This is a genomic window from Bacillus sp. cl96 (assembly GCF_900100505.1).
GTDB lineage: Bacteria > Bacillota > Bacilli > Bacillales > Bacillaceae_G > Bacillus_A > Bacillus_A cereus.
Genome location: NZ_FNDM01000010.1, coordinates 11,721 through 31,085 on the forward strand (window position 1 = coordinate 11,721; position 19,365 = coordinate 31,085).

Sequence of the window (19,365 nt, forward strand, 5' to 3'; positions counted from 1 at the left end):
TTGAGGACCTGTTTCAGTTATGGGTACTTAAAAGTGCCTACATCACTTTAAAGTACGTACTATGCTTCATAATATAACCGTTTTATAATGACACTCGTAGCAAGAAGTCAGTACAATAACGATTTTAAGCTATGTTCAAAAAGACTTATTAACTAGTATAGTTTTTTGTTCAATTTTTTAGTAGGAGATGTTTTTATGGTTGAAGAACTTTTTTATAAAAAAATACTCAAAAATCTGTTTTCAGATCCAGTTCAAATTACACTTTGGAATGGAGAAACAATCCAATATGGCGAAGGGGAACCTCAATTTCACATAACATTCCATAAGCCACTTTCAAAAAAAGAAATCGCTAAGGATCCTTCTATTGCATTCGGTGAAGCATATATGAATGGGGATCTTGAAATAGAGGGTAACCTTGAAAAAGCAATTCAATCTATTTATAAAAGGCAGGATAGCTTTTTAGGTGATAGTAAGTTGCAATATTTCAAAAGTAAATGGAATTTCTCAAAACAAAAAAATAAAGATGATATTGCTCATCATTATGATATTGGGAACGATTTCTATAAATTATGGCTTGATGAAACAATGACATATTCTTGTGCATATTTCCAAAATGAGCAAGATTCTTTAACGACAGCGCAGCATAATAAAGTGAATCATATTTTGAAAAAGTTGAACCTTCAAAAAGGTGATACGCTATTAGACATCGGTTGTGGGTGGGGTGAACTCATTACAGCTGCCGCTAAACAGTACGGTGTGAAAGCGATGGGAGTAACGTTAAGTGAGGAACAATATGCTAAGACTTCTGAGCGAATTAAACAAGAGGGACTTACGGATTTAGTTGAAGTATCTTTACTTGATTACCGCGATATTAAGAATCATAAATTTGATAAAATTGTTAGTGTAGGTATGATCGAACATGTAGGAAAAGACAACATTACGCAATACTTTGAAACAGTTAACAAATTATTAAATGATGGCGGGATTTCTCTACTGCATTGTATTACTTCTCCGGCTAATGGTGGTGCTACGAATGGTTGGATTGAAAAATATATATTCCCTGGTGGGTATGTTCCTGCTGTGAACGAATTAATCACGAACATGACAAACGAACAATTTTTTATTGTGGATGTAGAAAGCTTACGTAGACATTACGGAAAAACATTACAACATTGGGCTCGAAATTTTGAAAACGTACTAGAGGAAGTTCGTAAAACGAAAGATGAGCGATTTATCCGCATGTGGCGTTTATATTTAAATGCATGTGCAGCTTCGTTCTTTACAGGTAATATTGATTTACATCAATTTGTATTTACTAAAAGGATTAATGATACAATTCCGATGACACGTTCGTATATGTATGAATAAGAGCATGTAACCAAGTAGCTCTCAAGTCATTGAGTATAAATAAAATGATGATAGGATATAAGTCTATAACGTAAAGTCGAGATGGGAATCAGAAAATGATTTCTATCTCGCCTTTTTAGTATATAATTTTAAAATTAAAACTATATACTTTTAAAGAAAAAATATATAATAAATGTAGAAACGAAAATTTATGAGCAAGGAAGTTGAAGAACATGACATTAACAATGGGCTTTATTGGATTTGGAAAATCAGCTAACCGTTATCACCTACCTTATCTAAAGACACGTAATAATATAAAAGTAAAAACGATTTTTGTACGTCAAATAAATGAAGAATTAGCGGCTCCATATGAGGAAAGAGGTGTTTACTTCACTACTGATTTGGACGAATTGTTGAATGACAAAGAAATTCAAGTCGTGACGATCTGTACGCCAGCACATACGCATTATGAATTAGCAAAAAAAGTTATACTAGCCGGAAAATCAGTTATCGTTGAAAAACCATTTTGCGATACAGTAGAACATGCGAAAGAATTATTAGCTTTAGGACGAGAGAAAGGTGTAGTCGTTATGCCTTATCAAAACCGTCGTTTTGATGGTGATTTTTTAGCTGTAAAGCAAGTAGTTGAACAAGGATTCCTTGGTGATATTATTGAGATTGAATCACATATTGATTATTTCCGTCCTGGTTCAATCACTCATGAAGCTCCAAAAGAAGAAGGTTCATTTTACAGTTTAGGTATTCATACGATGGACCGCATGATTTCACTATTCGGCCGTCCAAATACAGTGACATACGATATTCGTAATAATGAAGTGGAAGGTGCGGTTGATAACTATTTCGATGTTGGTCTACATTATGGAAATCAGTTGAAGATTAAGCTGAAAACGAACCATATCGTAGCAAAAGATTATCCACGCTTTATCGTTCATGGAACAAATGGCTCTTTTATTAAATACGGTGAAGATCAGCAGGAAAATGATTTGAAAGCGGGTATTATGCCTGAGAGTGCAGGATTTGGTGAAGATTCGCCGATGTATTATGGAATTGCTAAGTATCGTAATGCAAATGGTGACTGGATTGAAAAACAAATTAAAACGCCGCTTGGTGATTACGGTCGTTTCTATGATGCAGCGTATGACACAATTGTAAATGGTGCACCAAAACTTGTGAAAGATGAAGAAGCAGTAACGAATATTGAAATCTTGGAAAACGGATTTGCTGCCCCATCACCTTCAGTTTACAAACTTGAGGCTTTACATTTGAATGAATAGAAGAGAGTTTGCAGTATAAAGGAGGTATGGAAATGGCAAGCGGATCAACACAAGTAAAATACCTCGGCATTTATCAAAAGATTAAACAGCAAATTTTAGACGGTGAATATAAAATCAACGAAAAAATTCCGAGTAGCTCCGTCCTTGCTGAAGAATTCGATGTTTCAGCACTTACGATTAAAAAAGCGCTGGATCTATTAGTAAGAGACGGCTACATTATCCGTCGGCGCGGAAGTGGAACAGTGGTACAAGATTGGCATCAGCAGGAAAAGGCACGAATGATTCAAACTTTAACAGGTACGAAAGCTGTTTACGGTAGTGAGGTAGAAAGTAAAATTATCGAGTTTGCGATTGTAGGTGCTGATGAAGTAGTTGCTGAGAAATTGGGAGTTTCAATTGGTGATTTCGTCTATAAAATCATTCGCCTCCGCATCATTCACAGCATTCCGACGATTATGGAGCATACATGGATGCCAATTTCGGTTATCCCAGGTGTTGAAGCTTCTGTTTTAGAGGAGTCGATATACTCACATATTCAAAATAAACTTGGTCTTGAAGTAGGGACATCTGTTGTCAGGGTTAAAGGGATTCGCCCAGATGATAGGGAAAAGCAGTTTATGAACTTAACAAATCAGGATTTCCTAATGCGAGTTGAGCAAGTAGCTTACTTAACGGATGGACGAACTTTTGAATATTCTTATGCAGATCATCTACCGGAAACCTTTGAGTTTGAAACAGTCATTACGGCAAAAAAATTATAAAGAGACATAAAATAGGTTGAGGCAAGCATTGTCTCAACCTATTTTATGTCTTCTACAGTTATGATTCATCTGCTGTAATCAGCATGGATGTGTTCCCGGTTTTTTCAAGATGAACTTCTCCCCAGGAACAGAGGGAATCGAGTATAGCTCCTAAAGACGAACCGTAATCCGTTAAAGAATACTCTACTTTTGGTGGTACTTGGTCATATACTTTCCTTTGGATTACACCATCTTCTTCTAGTTCCCGTAATTGTTGCGTTAACATTTTTTGCGTAATACCAGGCATTAAACGTTTTAATTCACTCGTTCTTTTTGTTCCTTTTTTTAAATGACAAAGGATAACAACTTTCCACTTTCCGCCAATAACTTCTAAAGTCGCTTCTACAGGAATATTGTATGTCTTCATAAAAAAACTCCTTTGATGAATTTAGATTACAGTTGTGAGCCTACATCCGTTGCAATACTAAAATTATTTCTTTTTAGTACCTATAACACTTTAAAGTGCGTACTATTTATTGTGCTAAATATCGGTCATAATAACCGATGTAAGAGAGAAATAAGCAGAACGGCACTTAAAAATGCATATGTTACTTTTTAGTACCTATAACACTTTAAAGTACGTACTTTTTATTAGGATGAATATAATCCATAATAGCACTTGTAAGCAAGAAATGCGTGAAATGTGCTTTGAAGGAGCCATCATGCTATGGGGAATTTTACATGAGAATAATTTGTTGTGTTATTAAAATTAATCCAAGACTTAACAGTTGATTAATTGAACTGTAAAGTTTAAAATTACAGTAAGATTTTTAAAAGTGAGTTGTTAACGTCTGTAAAATGTAGCATGAATAATAGAGATAAATGAAACATTGCTGAATAATTAACATTATGTGAATTTGATTCTAAACTGTAATTTTTTTTAATACATTTCAATAAGCGATATTTAAAATGTACGTTTAATAACATTAAAGGAGTGAGTTAAATATGGTAATTCTATATACAACAGCAAGCTGTGCTTCATGCCGAAAAGCGAAAGCATGGCTTGAAGAGCATCAAATTGATTATATTGAAAAAAACATCGTATCAAATTCTATGACAGTTGATGAGCTTAAATCGATTCTTCGTTTAACTGAAGAGGGGGCTACTGAAATTATTTCAACTAGATCCAAAACTTTTCAGGACTTAAATATAAATATTGATGAGCTCTCGCTAAATGAATTTTATACATTAATAATTGAGCATCCACTAATGTTGCGTCGCCCGATTATGCTGGACGAAAAAAGATTGCAAATTGGTTTTAACGAAGAAGAAATTCGCAAATTTTTACCACGTAGTGTCCGAACATTTTTAAACATTGAACTGCAAAAGTTGGCTAATTAATAAGTAATAGTATGAAAGAGAAATTTTTTGAAAGGAGGAAACTGAAGGTGATAGAAGTATGCGTTACAGTTAATTATAAAGATAGAAACTATCAAACAAATGTCATTGTGAACAAAGATACGATTTGGACAAAAATTGAACAGTTGGCAGAAGAACAAGTGAAGAAACAGTGGGGTTTTTAAACTTAATTATTTAAAAAAATGAAGTTATATGCTAGAGATTATAACTAAATTCAAAATTTTTCAGGTATTAAATATAAATAAGAAATTTTCTTGAAAGGAGGAAGCAGAAGATGATTGAAGTATGTGTTACAGTTAATTATAATAATAGAAATTATCAAACAAATGTTATTGTGAGTAAAGATACGATTTGGACAAAAATTGAACAGTTGGCAGAAGAACAAGTGAAGAAACAGTGGAGTGTTTAATTTTCTTTTTAACTTAAAAAGCTAAATGAAGTTATCAGATATAGGTGGGACGGGATAGAATATAATGGAATTAATTTTTTATGGCAAGAAGCATTCCACATGTTTTAACGTTCTAACCAATCTGTAATATTTATGGCTACAGTATGTTAATATATGAGAAACAATATTTTTAATCGTAGGAGGAAAATCATGAACAGCGACTTTACCTTGGCCATACACAGTTTAACTTATTTAGCTTTACAGCCAGACCGGATGTCAACAAGTAATGCTATTTCAGAAAGTGCAGGTGTTCATCCAGTACGCATTCGCAAAGTACTAAGTTTGTTAAAAAAACATAAGTTTATACAATCGAAAGAGGGGACTGGTGGCGGTTTTATTTTCGCTCGCGATTTAGATGAAATTAATCTTTGGCATATTTATCAGATAACCTCTGAAGGTGCTTTGCAGCCGAAGTGTCCAGAATCAAACAATCAGTGTGTTGTAGGTTCGAATATGCGAAAAGTTCTTTTCGCTATTTTCTTAGGTGCTGAAGAGCATCTAGGTGAATACTTAAAGAATTATACAATGAAAGAAGTTGTTGACCTTATCAATCAAGAGCGTTAAGCGGCTTAACTATTATATAGCCGTGAGTTCTTAACATTTAAATGTAATGAAAAATATTACAGTATAATTTGTTTTTATATCTTTTTTATCGTCACAAAAAATATTTATAGGAAGGTGAAACGGTATGATGTCAAATAATAATCATGTTTTAAAAGTAGGAGATTGGGTTCGTGGAATATCAAATGAAGGTGAATTAATAGTTGGTTATATTGTATCACTTGATGATGTAGAGGATATAGTTACAGTTAGTATTGTGAAACGTGACGGCCAGTACACAATAAACGAAGCGATTTTACTCTTTAGTAAACACGTTAACAAACTCCCTGAATCAAAGGTAATAAATAAGGAACAAATCCTTTATCTTATAGATCTTGCATTATTAACAGGGGATGAAGAATGGTTTATCGAGCTTTCTTCAAAATTAAACTCGATAAAAGAGCTAGTTAATGAGGGATTTTAAAATTTAAACTTTTGAGGGTGCACACAATCCGCCTTATGGGACACAATTACTTTTCGCATAAAAGGAAATGATGTAAAAACGATTCATTACTAATATAGAGATATCCCTGAAGAAGAGCCGAACAAACTACAATTAAGATGATATTGAAGTGATTTGTTTGTGTATTCCTGATAACGATAATTATGTAAATGAGCTGTCCATATGGGGCAGCTTTTTTGTTTTTTGCTCAGTGTAGCTTTTTAAATTGTATATGAATTCAATATTAATAATATATATCCTAAAATTTGGTTTTTGTATTTTGGGATTTTTTTCTTTTTACCTACATTAATTATTTATTAGAATATCTTTTATGTTTAAAATAAAATTTTTTGATAAAAGGGGATATAAGTATTTTTATAATAAGTCACCTAGAAAAACAATGTATTATTGTATTTTTTTACTAACTAATTCAGCTTTAAGCGATAAAAACAATGGCTACATGCTAACTGTAAAATATTATCCATATAAAATTATTCCTCTTTAATATTTCTGAAAATATAAAAATATTAATTTTATAAATATACACGTTATAATGAGGGCGTCGAGAGAAATTTTATTATCTCTGGAGAAAATATAAAAAATGCGATTATTAGTAAGAAAGGTGTGTGATTAGAGGCGAAATGTATGTAATGTGCTTCAGTGGCTTGTGTGAGCAATATCATCAGTGCTACCGAAGTTATGAAAGTAATGTATAGAATTGAGAAAGAAATGCCTCGCAAATGAAGAGAGGCCGGTTTAGCTAAAATTACTGTTAAAAGTAAAAAAGAGAAACCATTAAAGTAATACACTGTTATTAGAAATGTTGCAACGTATTTATGAAGTCTATTCTATATTGTTCTCTTAAGGGTTCTTTATATAAAGAGCGGATATTACGAGTAAACTTTTTTGTGAACGCTAACAATTATATTAGGACGCTAATTAGCGAATGTTTCAATTTGGATTCATTATGATGAAGGACATACAATGTGGGGCAACTTGTAAGGAATTCATTTTTCAAAAAGGGAATATTTGTTAGGTGCAAAGAGAGATGCAGGAATAGATACAAGGGGGAGTTATTATATGAACGGGAATACTGCAAAGAAAATAGAAGTTCAAGCTGAAAATACCGCACTAAAAAATGAGCAATATGCAGATCCGAAAAAGTGGCATAAGCAGGATACTACATGGGCACTCAGTCTATTTGGAACTGCAATTGGAGCAGGGGTGCTCTTTTTACCGATTAATGCAGGTTCAGGTGGTTTATTATCTTTACTACTAATTACATTGCTTGCATATCCAGTTATGTACTACTCACATAGGGCACTTGCTAAAATGATATACGCTTCTAATTCTGCTGATGAGGGGATCACAGGTACAATTAGAGAGTATTTCGGAAATAAAGCGAGTATCATTTTTAACATCGTATATTTCGGTTCAATTTATACAATCGTACTAATGTATTCGGTTGCGCTTACAAACACTGCAAGTAGTTTTATCGTGCATCAATTGCACATGCCAGAACCTCCAAGAGCTATTTTATCACTTGTATTAGTTCTTGGTCTTATCGCTATACTGAATTTTGGTCAAGATATTACTGTAAAGGTAATGAGTATGTTAGTGTATCCTTTCATAGTTTCTCTACTGTTTATCGCAATATCTTTAATTCCACAGTGGAATACGTCAATGCTTAGTTTTTCAGCTGTTTCAACTGCTTCAACAGGAACAGGCTATTTTGGGACGATATTGATGATTCTACCAATCATCGTATTCTCATTTAATCATTCACCTATGATTTCATCATTTGTTGTGAAACAGAGAGCTACGTATGGAATCGAAGCCACTGATGCTAAATGTGCGCAAATACAAAAGGTTTGTTATATCATGACATTCGCTGTTGTTATGTTCTTCGTTTGGAGTAGCGCATTGAGCTTGACTCCAGATGATATAAAAATGGCAAAAGAACAAAACTTATCAATTCTTTCATATCTTGCTAATGAGCTTAATTCGCCTGTAATCACTATTGCAGCTCCAATTATTGCTTTTGTGGCTATTACAAAGTCTTTCCTTGGCCATTATATAGGAGCATTTGAAGTAATGCGTGACATGATTATTAAGTTTGGTAAATCACGTGGAAAAGATATTGAAGAAAAAACAATTAAGACAATAATTCTTACTTTTGTTGTATTATCATGCTGGTTTGTTGCTTATACAAATCCAAGTATTCTTGGACTTATTGATTCTCTAAGCGGTCCTTTAGTTGCTGCTATCTTATGTCTATTACCGATGTATGCGATTCAAAAAGTGCCAGTACTAGCTAAATACAAAGGGAAAATGAGCAACGTATTTGTTATTATTGTAGGTGTACTTACTGTCTTAGCAAGTATTAAGTCATTATTCTAATTCACTATTGTTGATTTTAGTGTCAAAGTAGTGGAATATGAAATATCTATTTTTGGACAAACTTCTCAAGTTGGAGAGTTTGTCCTTTTTATTCAATCTATTAACAAACAGCCACCTTTCAGATAAGGTGGCTGTTTCGGTATTAATTTATTAGTCACGTCTAAATGGCCCTTTTGGAGCAATTAGCTCTAAATTAGTACCATCTGAATCGGGGAAGTAGGCAACTCTTGTACCAAATCCAGATTTCTAGCCATCTTCTTGAAAGATAATTGGTTCTCCATATGGGTGCTATCTTATGCCCATCAGGCTAACAAAATGGATTGCCTCTGAAACAAAAAAATGATTTTTATTACTATAAAAAACGTAAAGTATCTGTTTTTAGAAAAAATTAATTTTTATAAATTGATGGAGATATAACTCAATTCTTTTATATATTTAGTTAAATATGATTGTCAGAATGAACTTAAAGTAATTATGATTTCTAGAAATGCGAACTGATGTTTTGAATTGGTTTAAAGTTGCTGGAACAAAATAAAACCAATTGAGCAAAAAAACTTGCAAAAATAAAAAGAGAGATGTATATTAATTGATGTATCAATAATTGATATATCAATTAATATTTTGACAAGAAAGAAAAGGAACATTTTATGAAGGAAATGTTCGTAAATATCAGTGGAGAAGAACGCAAAATACTTATTCATGTTCTATTACAGGTGCAAAAAAATGTAGAGAATATTAAAGAATAGAGAGTGTAGGGGGCAGAATAGTGTGGAAATAATCGCAGCTATTTTAGTCGGGATCGTAGCATTAGAACATTTGTTTATCATGATCCTTGAAATGTTTTTTATTGATTCAAAAGTAGCGAAACGTGCTTTCAAATTACCGAAGCATTTAGAAGGAGATCGAAACGTAGCCATTATGTTTGCAAACCAAGGTTTATATAATGGATTTTTAGCGGCTGGTCTCATTTGGGGACTTGTACTTGGACTCAATCCAATTGGTTATATGGTCCAATTATTTTTCGTGATTTGTGTGGTGGTAGCAGCTATTTTCGGAGGTTTCACATCTAATAAATCAATTATTGTGAAACAAGGACTTCCAGCTGTTTTAGCACTGGTTGCCCTTTTATGTATGATATAGAATCAAAGTTTCTCAATAAAAGAACTCATTTTTGAAAAATACGCTATTCTTTCTGTAGAATTATAGGAAAGGATGGCGTTTTTGTATGTCTATTTCTATAAGTAGTGAATTATAACTATTCCCTCAAGGGACTCAACTGCTTTTCAGCTTTTGGATATATTTTCATCCATCTTTGTTTCCTCCTATTGTTGGATAGTGTAATAATTGATAAAAATTTTGATGAAATTGGATTATAACGATTGATCAAAAAAGTTAGTGATTAAAAATATTATTCTTTAGTACATACATTTTTAAGATGTTAAATATATTTCATAATAGTCTCTGTAAGATAGGGATAAGTAGAATAGTACTTTAAAGTACCTATAGCACTTTAAAGTGCGTACTTTTTATAACTTTGAATATCATTCATAATAGCACCAGTAAGAAGAAAACAAGCTTTACGGTACTACTAGTTACCAACGATGTTACAGCAGTTTATTTGGAATCAGATTGATTGAAGGGTTGTACTATATGGCCTAATAATTTCGAAAAAATGTCGGTGTGGCATAAAACAATTATGGAGGTTAAAAATATGAGCACTTCAAATTTGAATGAAATAAGTAAACAAATTTTAAAAGAGGAGGAAACGCTTCAATTTTCCTCTTTTACAAATGAAGATGCCTTGCAACTAGGTTTATTTATCGTTGAAACAGCAAAGCGAGAGGGGAAATTGATTGCTGTTGATATAACGAAAAATGGTGTGCAATTATTTCATTTCAAGATGACAGGGACAAATGCGGAAAATACGAAATGGATTGAGCGTAAAAAACGAGTCGTTTCCCTGCATGATCGTAGCTCGTATTATATGCAGATACAAAGTGAAATAACTGGAATTTCATATAATGAAAAATATCTTTTAGATACTTCGGAATATGCTGCGTTTGGTGGATGCTTTCCTATCAGGATAAAAAACGTAGGGGTTATTGGAATGATAACAGTTTCAGGATTACCACCAGAAGAAGATCACGAATTGGTAGTAAGAGCAGTTAAAAATCATTTGAACCAATAGTTGTAACTAGTCAATAGATAATTAAATTTAGGGGGCAATACTATGCCATTAATCGAGCTAAATACTTGGCCAACCATGTCAACAGAAGAAAAGAAGGAATTTATTTATAGTGTAACGGAACTTACAATAAAACTATTAAAAATTGTCCCTGACAAAATTCAAGTGTTGATAACAGAACTTGAGAAAGAAAACTGGGGGAAAGCTGGGGCTGTAGCAAGTGATGCTACCTTTGCTGTGAAAAGTAGGGTGTCCGATTGGGAGACAAAAGAGTCTTACGATACACTAGGTCGTAACGTTAATGGAATGGCTATTATTAAGGTTGATATATGGAATACATTTGATCAAGAGACAAAGGATAAGTGGGTAAACGAACTTACACAAGTAACATCTAAATATACTCATGCACCTTTGGATAAAGTGCTAATTCTTATTCGTGAAATGATTCCAGGGAACTGGGGACAAAGTGGTGTAACAGGAGCTAATGCAGATTTCCTTTCCAAAAGTCGTACATTTTAATCATTAAATAAAAAAGGCAAAAATGAACACATTTCTGTTCGTTTTTGCCTTTTTATTATTTGTCTGTGGTAATGAACATGATCCTTTATATGTTTAAGTAATATTCTCTAAAGTTGCCTCTACGGGAAAGTGTATTTCTTCATTTGAAAGTCTTTTTCATGGAATGTAGATTTCAATTTTTGAGCAAAATAAGCTAGGTTATATAAATGTTACTTTTTAGTACCTATAGTACTTTAAAGTACGTACTTTTTATTAGGGTGATTATCATTCATAATAGCACATGTAAGAGAGAAACAAGCTTTACGGTACTGGTAACTAACTATGTTACTTTTTAGTACCTACAGCACTTTAAAGTACGTACTATTCATTGTATTGAATATATTTCATAATAGTACATGTAAGAGAGAGACAAGCTTTACGGTACTAAAAAGTACCTATAGTACTTTAAAGTGCGTTCTTTAAAAAAAGAATGAAACCATTCATAATAGCGTTTGTAGAGATTAAATATGTTTTTTAGAAGATAAAAGGGCCTTTTTATCGCACTATTATGATAGGAATTATAGGGAAGAGGGGAAACTCAATTGAATTCATATACAGCATCGTCTTCAGAAGTTCAGACGAATCGAAGAAGTATATTTGCGTTGTTAGCGTTAGCAATTAGTGCGTTCGGGATTGGGACAACTGAATTTGTTAGTGTCGGTTTATTACCATCTATTTCGGAAGATTTACATGTGTCGGTTACAACGGCTGGTTTAACAGTTTCTTTATATGCGTTAGGCGTAGCGTTTGGGGCTCCAGTATTAACGTCATTAACAGCTAATATGTCACGAAAAACGTTATTAATGTGGATTATGATTATTTTCATTATTGGTAACGGAATCGCAGCGGTAGCAACAAGCTTCACTGTATTACTTATTGCGCGAATTATTTCTGCACTTTCGCATGGTGTGTTTATGTCAATTGGTTCAACAATTGCTGCGGCACTTGTCCCAGAAAATAAACGGGCTAGCGCGATTGCGATTATGTTTACTGGTGTAACAGTTGCAACTATTACAGGTGCACCAATTGGAACATTTATTGGTCAACAATTTGGCTGGAGAACATCATTTTTAGCAATTGTAGTAATTGGAATTATCGCCTTAATTGCAAATAGTATTCTCATTCCATCTAATATGAAAAAAGGTGCGTCTGTATCATTCCGCGATCAATTTAAACTGATTACGAACGGAAGACTGTTACTAGTTTTCATTATTACTGCATTAGGATATGGGGGAACATTCGTAACTTTTACGTATTTATCTCCGTTATTACAAGAGGTAACAGGATTTAAAGCAAATACGGTTACTATCATTTTATTAGTGTATGGAATCGCCATTGCGATAGGGAATGTGATTGGCGGAAAATTATCGAATCATAATCCAATTCGAGCGCTATTCTACATGTTCTTTATTCAAGCGATTATACTATTTGTTTTAACATTTACGGCACCATTTAAGGTAACTGGGTTAATCACAATTATTTTAATGGGGCTATTCGCATTTATGAATGTTCCAGGGTTACAAGTATATGTCGTAATGTTAGCTGAACGATTTGTACCGAGTGCTGTCGATGTTGCATCGGCAATTAATATTGCGGCGTTTAATGCTGGGATTGCTCTTGGTGCTTATTTAGGCGGTATTGTAACGAACTCGTTAGGGTTAATTCATACAGCTTGGGTAGGCGGCATTATGGTAGTAGGTGCTGTTATTTTAACAGCATGGAGCATGACATTAGAAAAAAGAGATCAAGTAAAATAAAAGGAGAGAAAATAAAATGAAAAACTTACAAAGTAAAACAGTATTAAGTAATGGTGTGGAAATGCCTTGGTTTGGTTTAGGTGTATTTAAAGTAGAAGAAGGACCAGAACTTGTAGAAGCGATTAAATCAGCAATTAAAGCAGGATACCGCAGCATTGATACAGCTGCAATTTACGGAAATGAAGCAGCTGTAGGTGAGGGGATTCGTGCCGGTATTGAAACAACTGGTATTTCAAGAGAAGAATTATTTATTACTTCAAAAGTATGGAACGCAGATCAAGGATATGAAGAAACGATTGCTGCATACGAAGAGAGCTTAAAAAAATTAAAGCTAGATTATTTAGATTTATATCTTGTTCACTGGCCTGTAGAAGGGAAATATAAAGATACATGGAGAGCGTTAGAAACACTTTATAAAGAAAAGCGTGTACGTGCAATTGGCGTAAGTAATTTCCAAATTCACCATCTGCAAGATGTAATAAAAGATGCAGAAATTAAGCCGATGATCAATCAAGTAGAATACCATCCTCGTTTAACACAAAAAGAATTACAAGCTTTCTGTAAAGAACAAGGTATTCAAATGGAAGCATGGTCACCACTTATGCAAGGTCAATTATTAGATAATGAAACATTACAGGCTATTGCTGAGAAACATGGTAAAACAACAGCACAAGTGATTTTACGTTGGGACCTTCAAAATGAAGTGATCACAATTCCAAAATCAACGAAAGAGCACCGCATTATTGCAAATGCAGATATATTTAACTTTGAATTAACGAAAGAAGATATGGAAAAAATCGATGCATTAAATCAAAATCACCGCGTTGGTCCAGATCCTGATAACTTTGATTTCTAATAGAAATGAGTAAAAAGAGTGCAAAAATTGCACTCTTTTTTTATTGAATAGACTATAAAATGTTTCTGTTTATATTATGACTTTTAAATTACTTTAGACGAGCTAAAGAACTGATTAACAGTATTAAAGTTTGACATAAAATAATGGATTCTATATTATATATGCTATAGCATGTAAATTACGATTTATTTAGAGGTGGCATATGGACTTATATGAGTTAACAGGACATCTTGTTCATCATACGGATGTGAAGTTAACAAATTATATAATGTAAGTTTTTAATCACATATTGCTTATAAAATTTATCCTTTGTATGCTATAGCATACAAAATACACCTCTTAACTTGTAATGTTCAAAATTTAAATAACATAGTAGAAAATTCATGAAGCGAGGAGATTTTAGTAATGGAAAAATTCATATTAGCGTTTGATAGAGAACTTGTAATTGCAGAAAAAAAAGACTCAACATGGAGCGTCCAATCGCAGTTTGTAGGTGCGAATCCGGTTGCATTAGCTTCAGATCCATACGATCCAGAAAGAATGTATTGTGGTACCTTTGACAGGGGATTATGGAGAAGTAAAGATGGAGGAAGTTCATGGGAAGCGATTGGTGCGTTACCTTCCTTTGGTGAAGTGTTCCCAGCAAATGCTATTCATATGAGAGCTATTACAGCAGTTTCTGTATCTCCAGAGAAGGGGGATGACGGTAACGGGATTGTATATGTAGGAACTGAACCGAGCGCAATGTTCGTATCCAAAAATGGAGGAGACAGTTTTGAGCTGCTAACTGATTATCGACAAATGCCATCATATTCATCATGGTTCTTTCCTCAAAGAACATATACACACCATGTAAAACATATTGAAATTGATGCTAATAATCCAGAAACTATTTATACGACTATTGAGGTTGGGGGATTAATTAAAAGTGTAGATGGAGGTAAGACATGGACTGAGGAAAAAGAGGGGAACTATCCTCAAGATATTCACATTCTTACATCACATCGCAATGCCCCAAATCGTTTATACGGGGTGTTAGGTGATTCATTCTTGAAAGAACCAGGTCAAGAGTATGCGGAGAGTAATGATGGAGGTAAGACGTGGAACTATATGTGTAGTGGGCTAAAGCATCATTACGCATATCAAATGGCAGTTAACCCAAATGATCCAGAAAATATTATCATCGCGACATCTTCAAATCCACACGTAGCGCATGATTACAATAATGGAAATTGTGAATCATTTATTTATAAGAAAGAAAAAGATCAGCCTTGGGCGGAAATGAATGCAGGTTTACCAACTCCTAAAGGGACAATCATACCAGTATTAAAGGCAACAAGTGATGGAACGTTTTATCTGTTTAGCAATAAAGGAGTGTATCAGTCAGTAGACGGTGGTTCAAATTGGACATCATTAGAGATTCCTTGGGAGAATAGATTTATGGAACAACATCCATATGAGATGTTAATTATTAAATAAGTGACGGGTATAGTTTTTACTACTATTCATTGGTAATGTTTAGTTGAATTTAAATTAAAAATGTAAAAAGCCAGGTAATGTGTTATTCATGCTACCTGGCTTTTTTGACCAGCAATTTAAGGTTATTTTCATATTTGTGTAAATATGAAACAAGCAGGATACATGGATAGAGAATGGGTAAAATAATACCGAATGATCACTAGATTGTATCAATGATGCTATAAGTGTTTTTTTAGGGAAACTGAAGCAAGAAGCAGTGGTTTAGATTCAGAATGACTAGCAATTGGTGTTATGGTGTTCAATGGTTCAAAAATGAACTCATTTCAACTCATATTATCTTCGCAATGTATCATTTTGAAGAATATTAAAACTTAGGAGGAAATGAATTATGACAAAAGATTTCTATACTGCACTGAAAGAAAGACGTACTTATTATGGAATTAACAAAGAGGTACAAGTATCGGATGAAAAAATTAAAGAAATTGTGGAGTTTGCTGTGAAATATACTCCATCAGCTTTCAATTCTCAAACTGCGCGATTAGTTGTATTATTTGGTGAAGCTCATGATAAATTATGGGATATTACAACTGAAACATTAAGAAAAGTAGTTGGAGATGGAGATTTCTCAGGAACGCAACAAAAAATGGATTCTTTTAAAGCTGGTTATGGAACAGTACTATTCTTTGAAGATGAGGCTATCGTTAAATCGCTTCAAGAAAAATTTGCTGCATATGCTGAAAACTTCCCAATTTGGTCACACCAAGCATCAGGTATGCACCAATTAGTCGTGTGGACAGGTTTAGAAGCAGAGGGATTAGGGGCATCTTTACAACATTATAATCCATTAATTGACGATGAGGTAAAACAAGAATGGAATGTTCCTGCTAATTGGAAACTAATTGCACAAATGCCATTTGGTAATCCAACAGCTGCACCAGGTGAAAAAGAATTCCAACCACTTGAAGAGCGTGTGAAATTTCATAAGTAATATTCAAATGCAATAAAATGGAAATTTAATTAGTGGTGGTCTTACTGTCCGCAAATAGCGGGATAAGCTAACTGTATTGCGAAAATAAAACTGTTTAGTTACAAAAATTCTATTTATTATTTCTGTTAATCGAGTATGTATTAATAAAAGTTGTTAAAATCACTATTTTAATCTTTAAAGGAACAAGGTGATCGGTTTGATCATCTTGTTTCATTTCTTAAATTTTATTTTATTTTATTCATTAAAAAACGCTAGCTTTTCATAAATGCTTGAAAAACTAGCGTTTTAATAATAGGTATCTGTAATTTGATTACTTAAAACTATATACGAAAAAGCTTTTATGTTATTCCTCAAGTTCTATCCATTCCTGTGACCATTCTTCTATTCCGCGAATAATAGCTTCTAAAGCAAATCCTTTTTGAGTTAAAGAATATTCTATACGAACTGGTGTCTCAGGAAAGACTTTACGTTCGACAATTCCTTCTAGTTCTAATTCTTTCAATCTTTCTGAAAGTAATCTTCCGCTAACAGGAAGAGAAGATTCAAGCGTACAAAAGCGCTGAGATCCAGAAAAAAGTTGGTAAATAATTAGTGCTGTCCATCGTTGGCTAAAAAATTTCATTCCTTTTTCAAAGCGAGGGCATAATGTAGAATCATTCATTTTCCTTCACCTCCTAAAACAAATTATATAACATCTTACTATTAGTAACAAATGTTTTTATAATTAATTACTTGACGTAAATTAATTACGAATGTATACTCACTTACATAAAGTAACTAAGTTGTTTTATGTAACTAAAACTCTTTTCTTTAAATGGCCAAAGTTGTAATGATACATATTGCATATAAGCTGAGAGAAAAAAGAATAGCATCTGTAAAAACACTTACGTTGTGTAAGTTAAACAATAAAAAATATAACAATGGAAGAGAATTTTTAGAGATTCTCAATACTAGGAGGTACCTAATGGTTACAACAGATACAATTCATATGTTAGAAGATAAAATTCAATTTATACATCAAGATGGAAAGGATATTTATTTAGTAGGACCTATCAAATTGCCAATTAATTTATATGGGGAGACTAAAATTTTCCAATGGTATTCTTGGTTACAATGTAGTGAGGTTACAAATAGTGTAGAAGGAATTATCAAAAAACTCTCATCTATTAATTTAGCTGATATGCAGCAATCTAGTGTGCTTGTATATGGTGATTTTGAGAATTCTGAAGATGCCCTAATTCGTATGCATAGTATTTGTCACACCGGTGATATCTTTGGTAGTAAACGTTGTGACTGTGGATTCCAATTAAAGCAGTCTTTACAAATGATTACAGAACATGGTTCAGGTGCTTTATTTTACTTAGCGAATCATGAAGGAAGAGGAATTGGTTTGTTTAGTAAAGCAATGACGTACCTCTTGCAAGAAAATGGGTTAGATACAGTAGAAGCTAATCTGAACCTAGGCTTTGAAGATGATGTTCGAAACTATGATGATACAATTGAAGTATTAAAAGCGCTACGCTCAAAACCTGTAAAACTTATTACAAATAATCCAAAAAAATTAGAAGCGTTACAAAAAGCTGGATTAAATGTTACGAGTCGTGAACCGTTATGGGGTGATATCTCAGAGTTTAATGAGAAATATTTGCAAACGAAGATTCAGCGTTCTGGACATTTTGAAGGGGGACACTTACATGCTTGAGCATGAATTGTATATGAAGCTAGCACTAGAAAATGCCAAGGCTATGAAGGGACAAACGACTCCAAATCCATTGGTTGGATCTGTAATTGTAAATGATAATCGAATTGTAGGGGTCGGAGCACATATGAAGGCCGGAGAACCACATGCCGAAATACATGCGATACGTATGGCTGGAGAACAGGCACGTGGTGCTACAATCTATGTAACTCTTGAACCTTGTTCTCATCATGGTAGAACAGGGCCTTGTGCTGAAGCAATTGTACAAGCAGGAATTAAGAAGGTAGTAGTTGCTACACTTGATCCAAACCCGCTTGTTTCTGGACGTGGAATTAAAATTCTACAAGATGCAGGTATTGAAGTACTTGTAGGAGTGTGTGAAGAAGAATCTAAAAAAATGAATGAAGTCTTTAATAAATATATTTTGACAAAGCGTCCATTTGTAACGATTAAATCAGGAGTTACATTAGACGGGAAAATCGCTACGTCTTCATCGGATAGTAAGTGGATTACATCTACAGAAGCAAGACAAGAAGTACACCAAATACGAAACGAAAATGCGGCTATTTTAGTAGGAGCGAATACTGTTCAAAAGGATAATCCATCATTGACAACGCGTATTCCAAATGGACGAAATCCAATTCGAATAATATTGGACTCGACATTACGCATACCGATGGAAGCTAACGTTGTTACAGATGGAGAAGCTCCTACCTGGATATTTACAACAAGTAATCATGCAGCGAAAAAAAAGAAAGCATTAGAAAATGCAGGAGTTAAAGTATTTGTTACTAGCGGAGAAAAGCATATAAACTTACATGAAATGCTTGATGTTTTAGGGCAAAAAGGAGTTTCCTCCCTGCTTATTGAAGGTGGTGGAGAGGTAAATGCTTCGTTTATTGAAAATAAATTGATGGATAAACTTATATTATATGTCGCACCAAAAATTATTGGGGGCAGATTGGCGCCTAGCTTTGTAGGGGGGACTGGTATTACTAAAATGCAAGATGCAATTGAATTTAAGGATATATCATTTACCCAGGTTGGAAAAGATTATAGATTTATTGGCTATCCAGAATATCGGAACATATAAGGAGAATAAAAGCTACTTATATTTTCCGATAAATGGATGGCAGAAAGGAGCGATGAAGA

Annotated in this window: 19 protein-coding genes and 2 pseudogenes; 18 read left to right on the forward strand and 3 right to left on the reverse strand. The window is 33.6% G+C overall.

All coding sequences use genetic code 11. The annotated features are described in order from the left end of the window. Positions 1 to 195 precede the first annotated feature (195 nt). The 3 genes and pseudogenes from BLT20_RS20305 (at position 196) to BLT20_RS20315 (ending at position 3,413) form a co-directional block, all read left to right on the forward strand. Positions 196 to 1,368, forward strand: a complete 1,173-nt coding sequence (locus BLT20_RS20305) for a cyclopropane-fatty-acyl-phospholipid synthase (RefSeq protein ID WP_073339777.1) — start codon at positions 196 to 198, stop codon at positions 1,366 to 1,368. A gap of 212 nt (positions 1,369 to 1,580) precedes the next feature. Continuing rightward, the gene (locus tag BLT20_RS20310; protein WP_000176601.1) at positions 1,581 to 2,642 is read left to right on the forward strand and encodes an oxidoreductase; all 1,062 of its coding nucleotides are present in this window, start codon (positions 1,581 to 1,583) and stop codon (positions 2,640 to 2,642) included. A gap of 32 nt (positions 2,643 to 2,674) precedes the next feature. Then, a pseudogene (locus BLT20_RS20315) lies at positions 2,675 to 3,413 on the forward strand (GntR family transcriptional regulator). A gap of 48 nt (positions 3,414 to 3,461) precedes the next feature. On the opposite strand, the gene BLT20_RS20320 reads toward BLT20_RS20315, so the two are convergent. Next, positions 3,462 to 3,809 (reverse strand): winged helix-turn-helix transcriptional regulator, encoded by a 348-nt coding sequence (locus BLT20_RS20320; protein ID WP_000860832.1) that lies wholly within the window; start codon positions 3,807 to 3,809, stop codon positions 3,462 to 3,464. A gap of 578 nt (positions 3,810 to 4,387) precedes the next feature. Here BLT20_RS20320 and spxA point away from each other — a divergent pair. The 6 genes from spxA (at position 4,388) to BLT20_RS20355 (ending at position 8,691) form a co-directional block, all read left to right on the forward strand. Beyond that, positions 4,388 to 4,783 (forward strand): transcriptional regulator SpxA, encoded by a 396-nt coding sequence (spxA, locus tag BLT20_RS20330; RefSeq protein ID WP_000236189.1) that lies wholly within the window; start codon positions 4,388 to 4,390, stop codon positions 4,781 to 4,783. Between the two features lie 47 nt (positions 4,784 to 4,830). After that, complete coding sequence (locus tag BLT20_RS20335; RefSeq protein ID WP_000573515.1) at positions 4,831 to 4,965, forward strand: BA3454 family stress response protein; 135 nt, start codon at positions 4,831 to 4,833, stop codon at positions 4,963 to 4,965. A gap of 110 nt (positions 4,966 to 5,075) precedes the next feature. After that, positions 5,076 to 5,210, forward strand: a complete 135-nt coding sequence (locus tag BLT20_RS20340; RefSeq protein ID WP_000573538.1) for a BA3454 family stress response protein — start codon at positions 5,076 to 5,078, stop codon at positions 5,208 to 5,210. 189 nt (positions 5,211 to 5,399) lie between these two features. Beyond that, positions 5,400 to 5,813 carry an Rrf2-family transcriptional regulator SaiR gene (gene saiR, locus BLT20_RS20345; RefSeq protein WP_001083465.1) on the forward strand — a complete coding sequence of 138 codons (414 nt, stop codon included), beginning with the start codon at positions 5,400 to 5,402 and terminating at the stop codon, positions 5,811 to 5,813. Positions 5,814 to 5,937: 124 nt separating this feature from the next. After that, on the forward strand, positions 5,938 to 6,273 hold the full coding sequence (locus BLT20_RS20350; RefSeq protein ID WP_000987462.1) for an IDEAL domain-containing protein: 336 nt from the start codon (positions 5,938 to 5,940) through the stop codon (positions 6,271 to 6,273). A gap of 1,098 nt (positions 6,274 to 7,371) precedes the next feature. Next, a complete protein-coding gene (locus tag BLT20_RS20355) occupies positions 7,372 to 8,691 on the forward strand; it encodes an aromatic amino acid transport family protein (protein WP_001014168.1) in 1,320 nt (439 codons plus the stop codon). 150 nt (positions 8,692 to 8,841) lie between these two features. Here BLT20_RS20355 and BLT20_RS20360 read toward each other — a convergent pair. After that, positions 8,842 to 8,976: pseudogene (locus tag BLT20_RS20360) on the reverse strand (VOC family protein); the annotation flags it as partial. Positions 8,977 to 9,459: 483 nt separating this feature from the next. On the opposite strand from BLT20_RS20360, the gene BLT20_RS20370 reads away from it, so the two are divergent. The 7 genes from BLT20_RS20370 (at position 9,460) to BLT20_RS20400 (ending at position 16,514) form a co-directional block, all read left to right on the forward strand. Further along, a complete protein-coding gene (locus tag BLT20_RS20370) occupies positions 9,460 to 9,831 on the forward strand; it encodes a DUF1304 domain-containing protein (RefSeq protein ID WP_000402473.1) in 372 nt (123 codons plus the stop codon). 532 nt (positions 9,832 to 10,363) lie between these two features. Continuing rightward, positions 10,364 to 10,879 carry a heme-degrading domain-containing protein gene (locus BLT20_RS20375; protein WP_002195678.1) on the forward strand — a complete coding sequence of 172 codons (516 nt, stop codon included), beginning with the start codon at positions 10,364 to 10,366 and terminating at the stop codon, positions 10,877 to 10,879. A 42-nt stretch (positions 10,880 to 10,921) separates the two neighbouring features. Next, positions 10,922 to 11,395 (forward strand): tautomerase family protein, encoded by a 474-nt coding sequence (locus tag BLT20_RS20380; protein WP_001128308.1) that lies wholly within the window; start codon positions 10,922 to 10,924, stop codon positions 11,393 to 11,395. Positions 11,396 to 11,976: 581 nt separating this feature from the next. Then, complete coding sequence (locus BLT20_RS20385) at positions 11,977 to 13,191, forward strand: MFS transporter (RefSeq protein WP_001089892.1); 1,215 nt, start codon at positions 11,977 to 11,979, stop codon at positions 13,189 to 13,191. Positions 13,192 to 13,207: 16 nt separating this feature from the next. Next, a complete protein-coding gene (locus tag BLT20_RS20390; protein WP_000793564.1) occupies positions 13,208 to 14,047 on the forward strand; it encodes an aldo/keto reductase in 840 nt (279 codons plus the stop codon). A gap of 405 nt (positions 14,048 to 14,452) precedes the next feature. Beyond that, positions 14,453 to 15,526: a glycosyl hydrolase gene (locus BLT20_RS20395; RefSeq protein ID WP_000410434.1), complete on the forward strand. Its 1,074-nt coding sequence runs from the start codon at positions 14,453 to 14,455 to the stop codon at positions 15,524 to 15,526. Positions 15,527 to 15,914: 388 nt separating this feature from the next. Next, on the forward strand, positions 15,915 to 16,514 hold the full coding sequence (locus BLT20_RS20400; RefSeq protein WP_000158938.1) for a nitroreductase family protein: 600 nt from the start codon (positions 15,915 to 15,917) through the stop codon (positions 16,512 to 16,514). 343 nt (positions 16,515 to 16,857) lie between these two features. Here the strand turns inward: BLT20_RS20400 and BLT20_RS20405 are convergent, their stop codons facing one another. Continuing rightward, positions 16,858 to 17,175: a winged helix-turn-helix transcriptional regulator gene (locus tag BLT20_RS20405; protein WP_001000104.1), complete on the reverse strand. Its 318-nt coding sequence runs from the start codon at positions 17,173 to 17,175 to the stop codon at positions 16,858 to 16,860. Between the two features lie 303 nt (positions 17,176 to 17,478). Here BLT20_RS20405 and BLT20_RS20410 point away from each other — a divergent pair, with 303 nt between their 5' ends. Further along, the gene (locus BLT20_RS20410) at positions 17,479 to 18,216 is read left to right on the forward strand and encodes a GTP cyclohydrolase II (RefSeq protein ID WP_000258858.1); all 738 of its coding nucleotides are present in this window, start codon (positions 17,479 to 17,481) and stop codon (positions 18,214 to 18,216) included. Beyond that, the gene (gene ribD / locus BLT20_RS20415; protein WP_000889425.1) at positions 18,209 to 19,306 is read left to right on the forward strand and encodes a bifunctional diaminohydroxyphosphoribosylaminopyrimidine deaminase/5-amino-6-(5-phosphoribosylamino)uracil reductase RibD; all 1,098 of its coding nucleotides are present in this window, start codon (positions 18,209 to 18,211) and stop codon (positions 19,304 to 19,306) included. The genes BLT20_RS20410 and ribD overlap by 8 nt, the downstream gene beginning before the upstream one ends. The last annotated feature ends 59 nt before the right edge of the window (positions 19,307 to 19,365 follow it).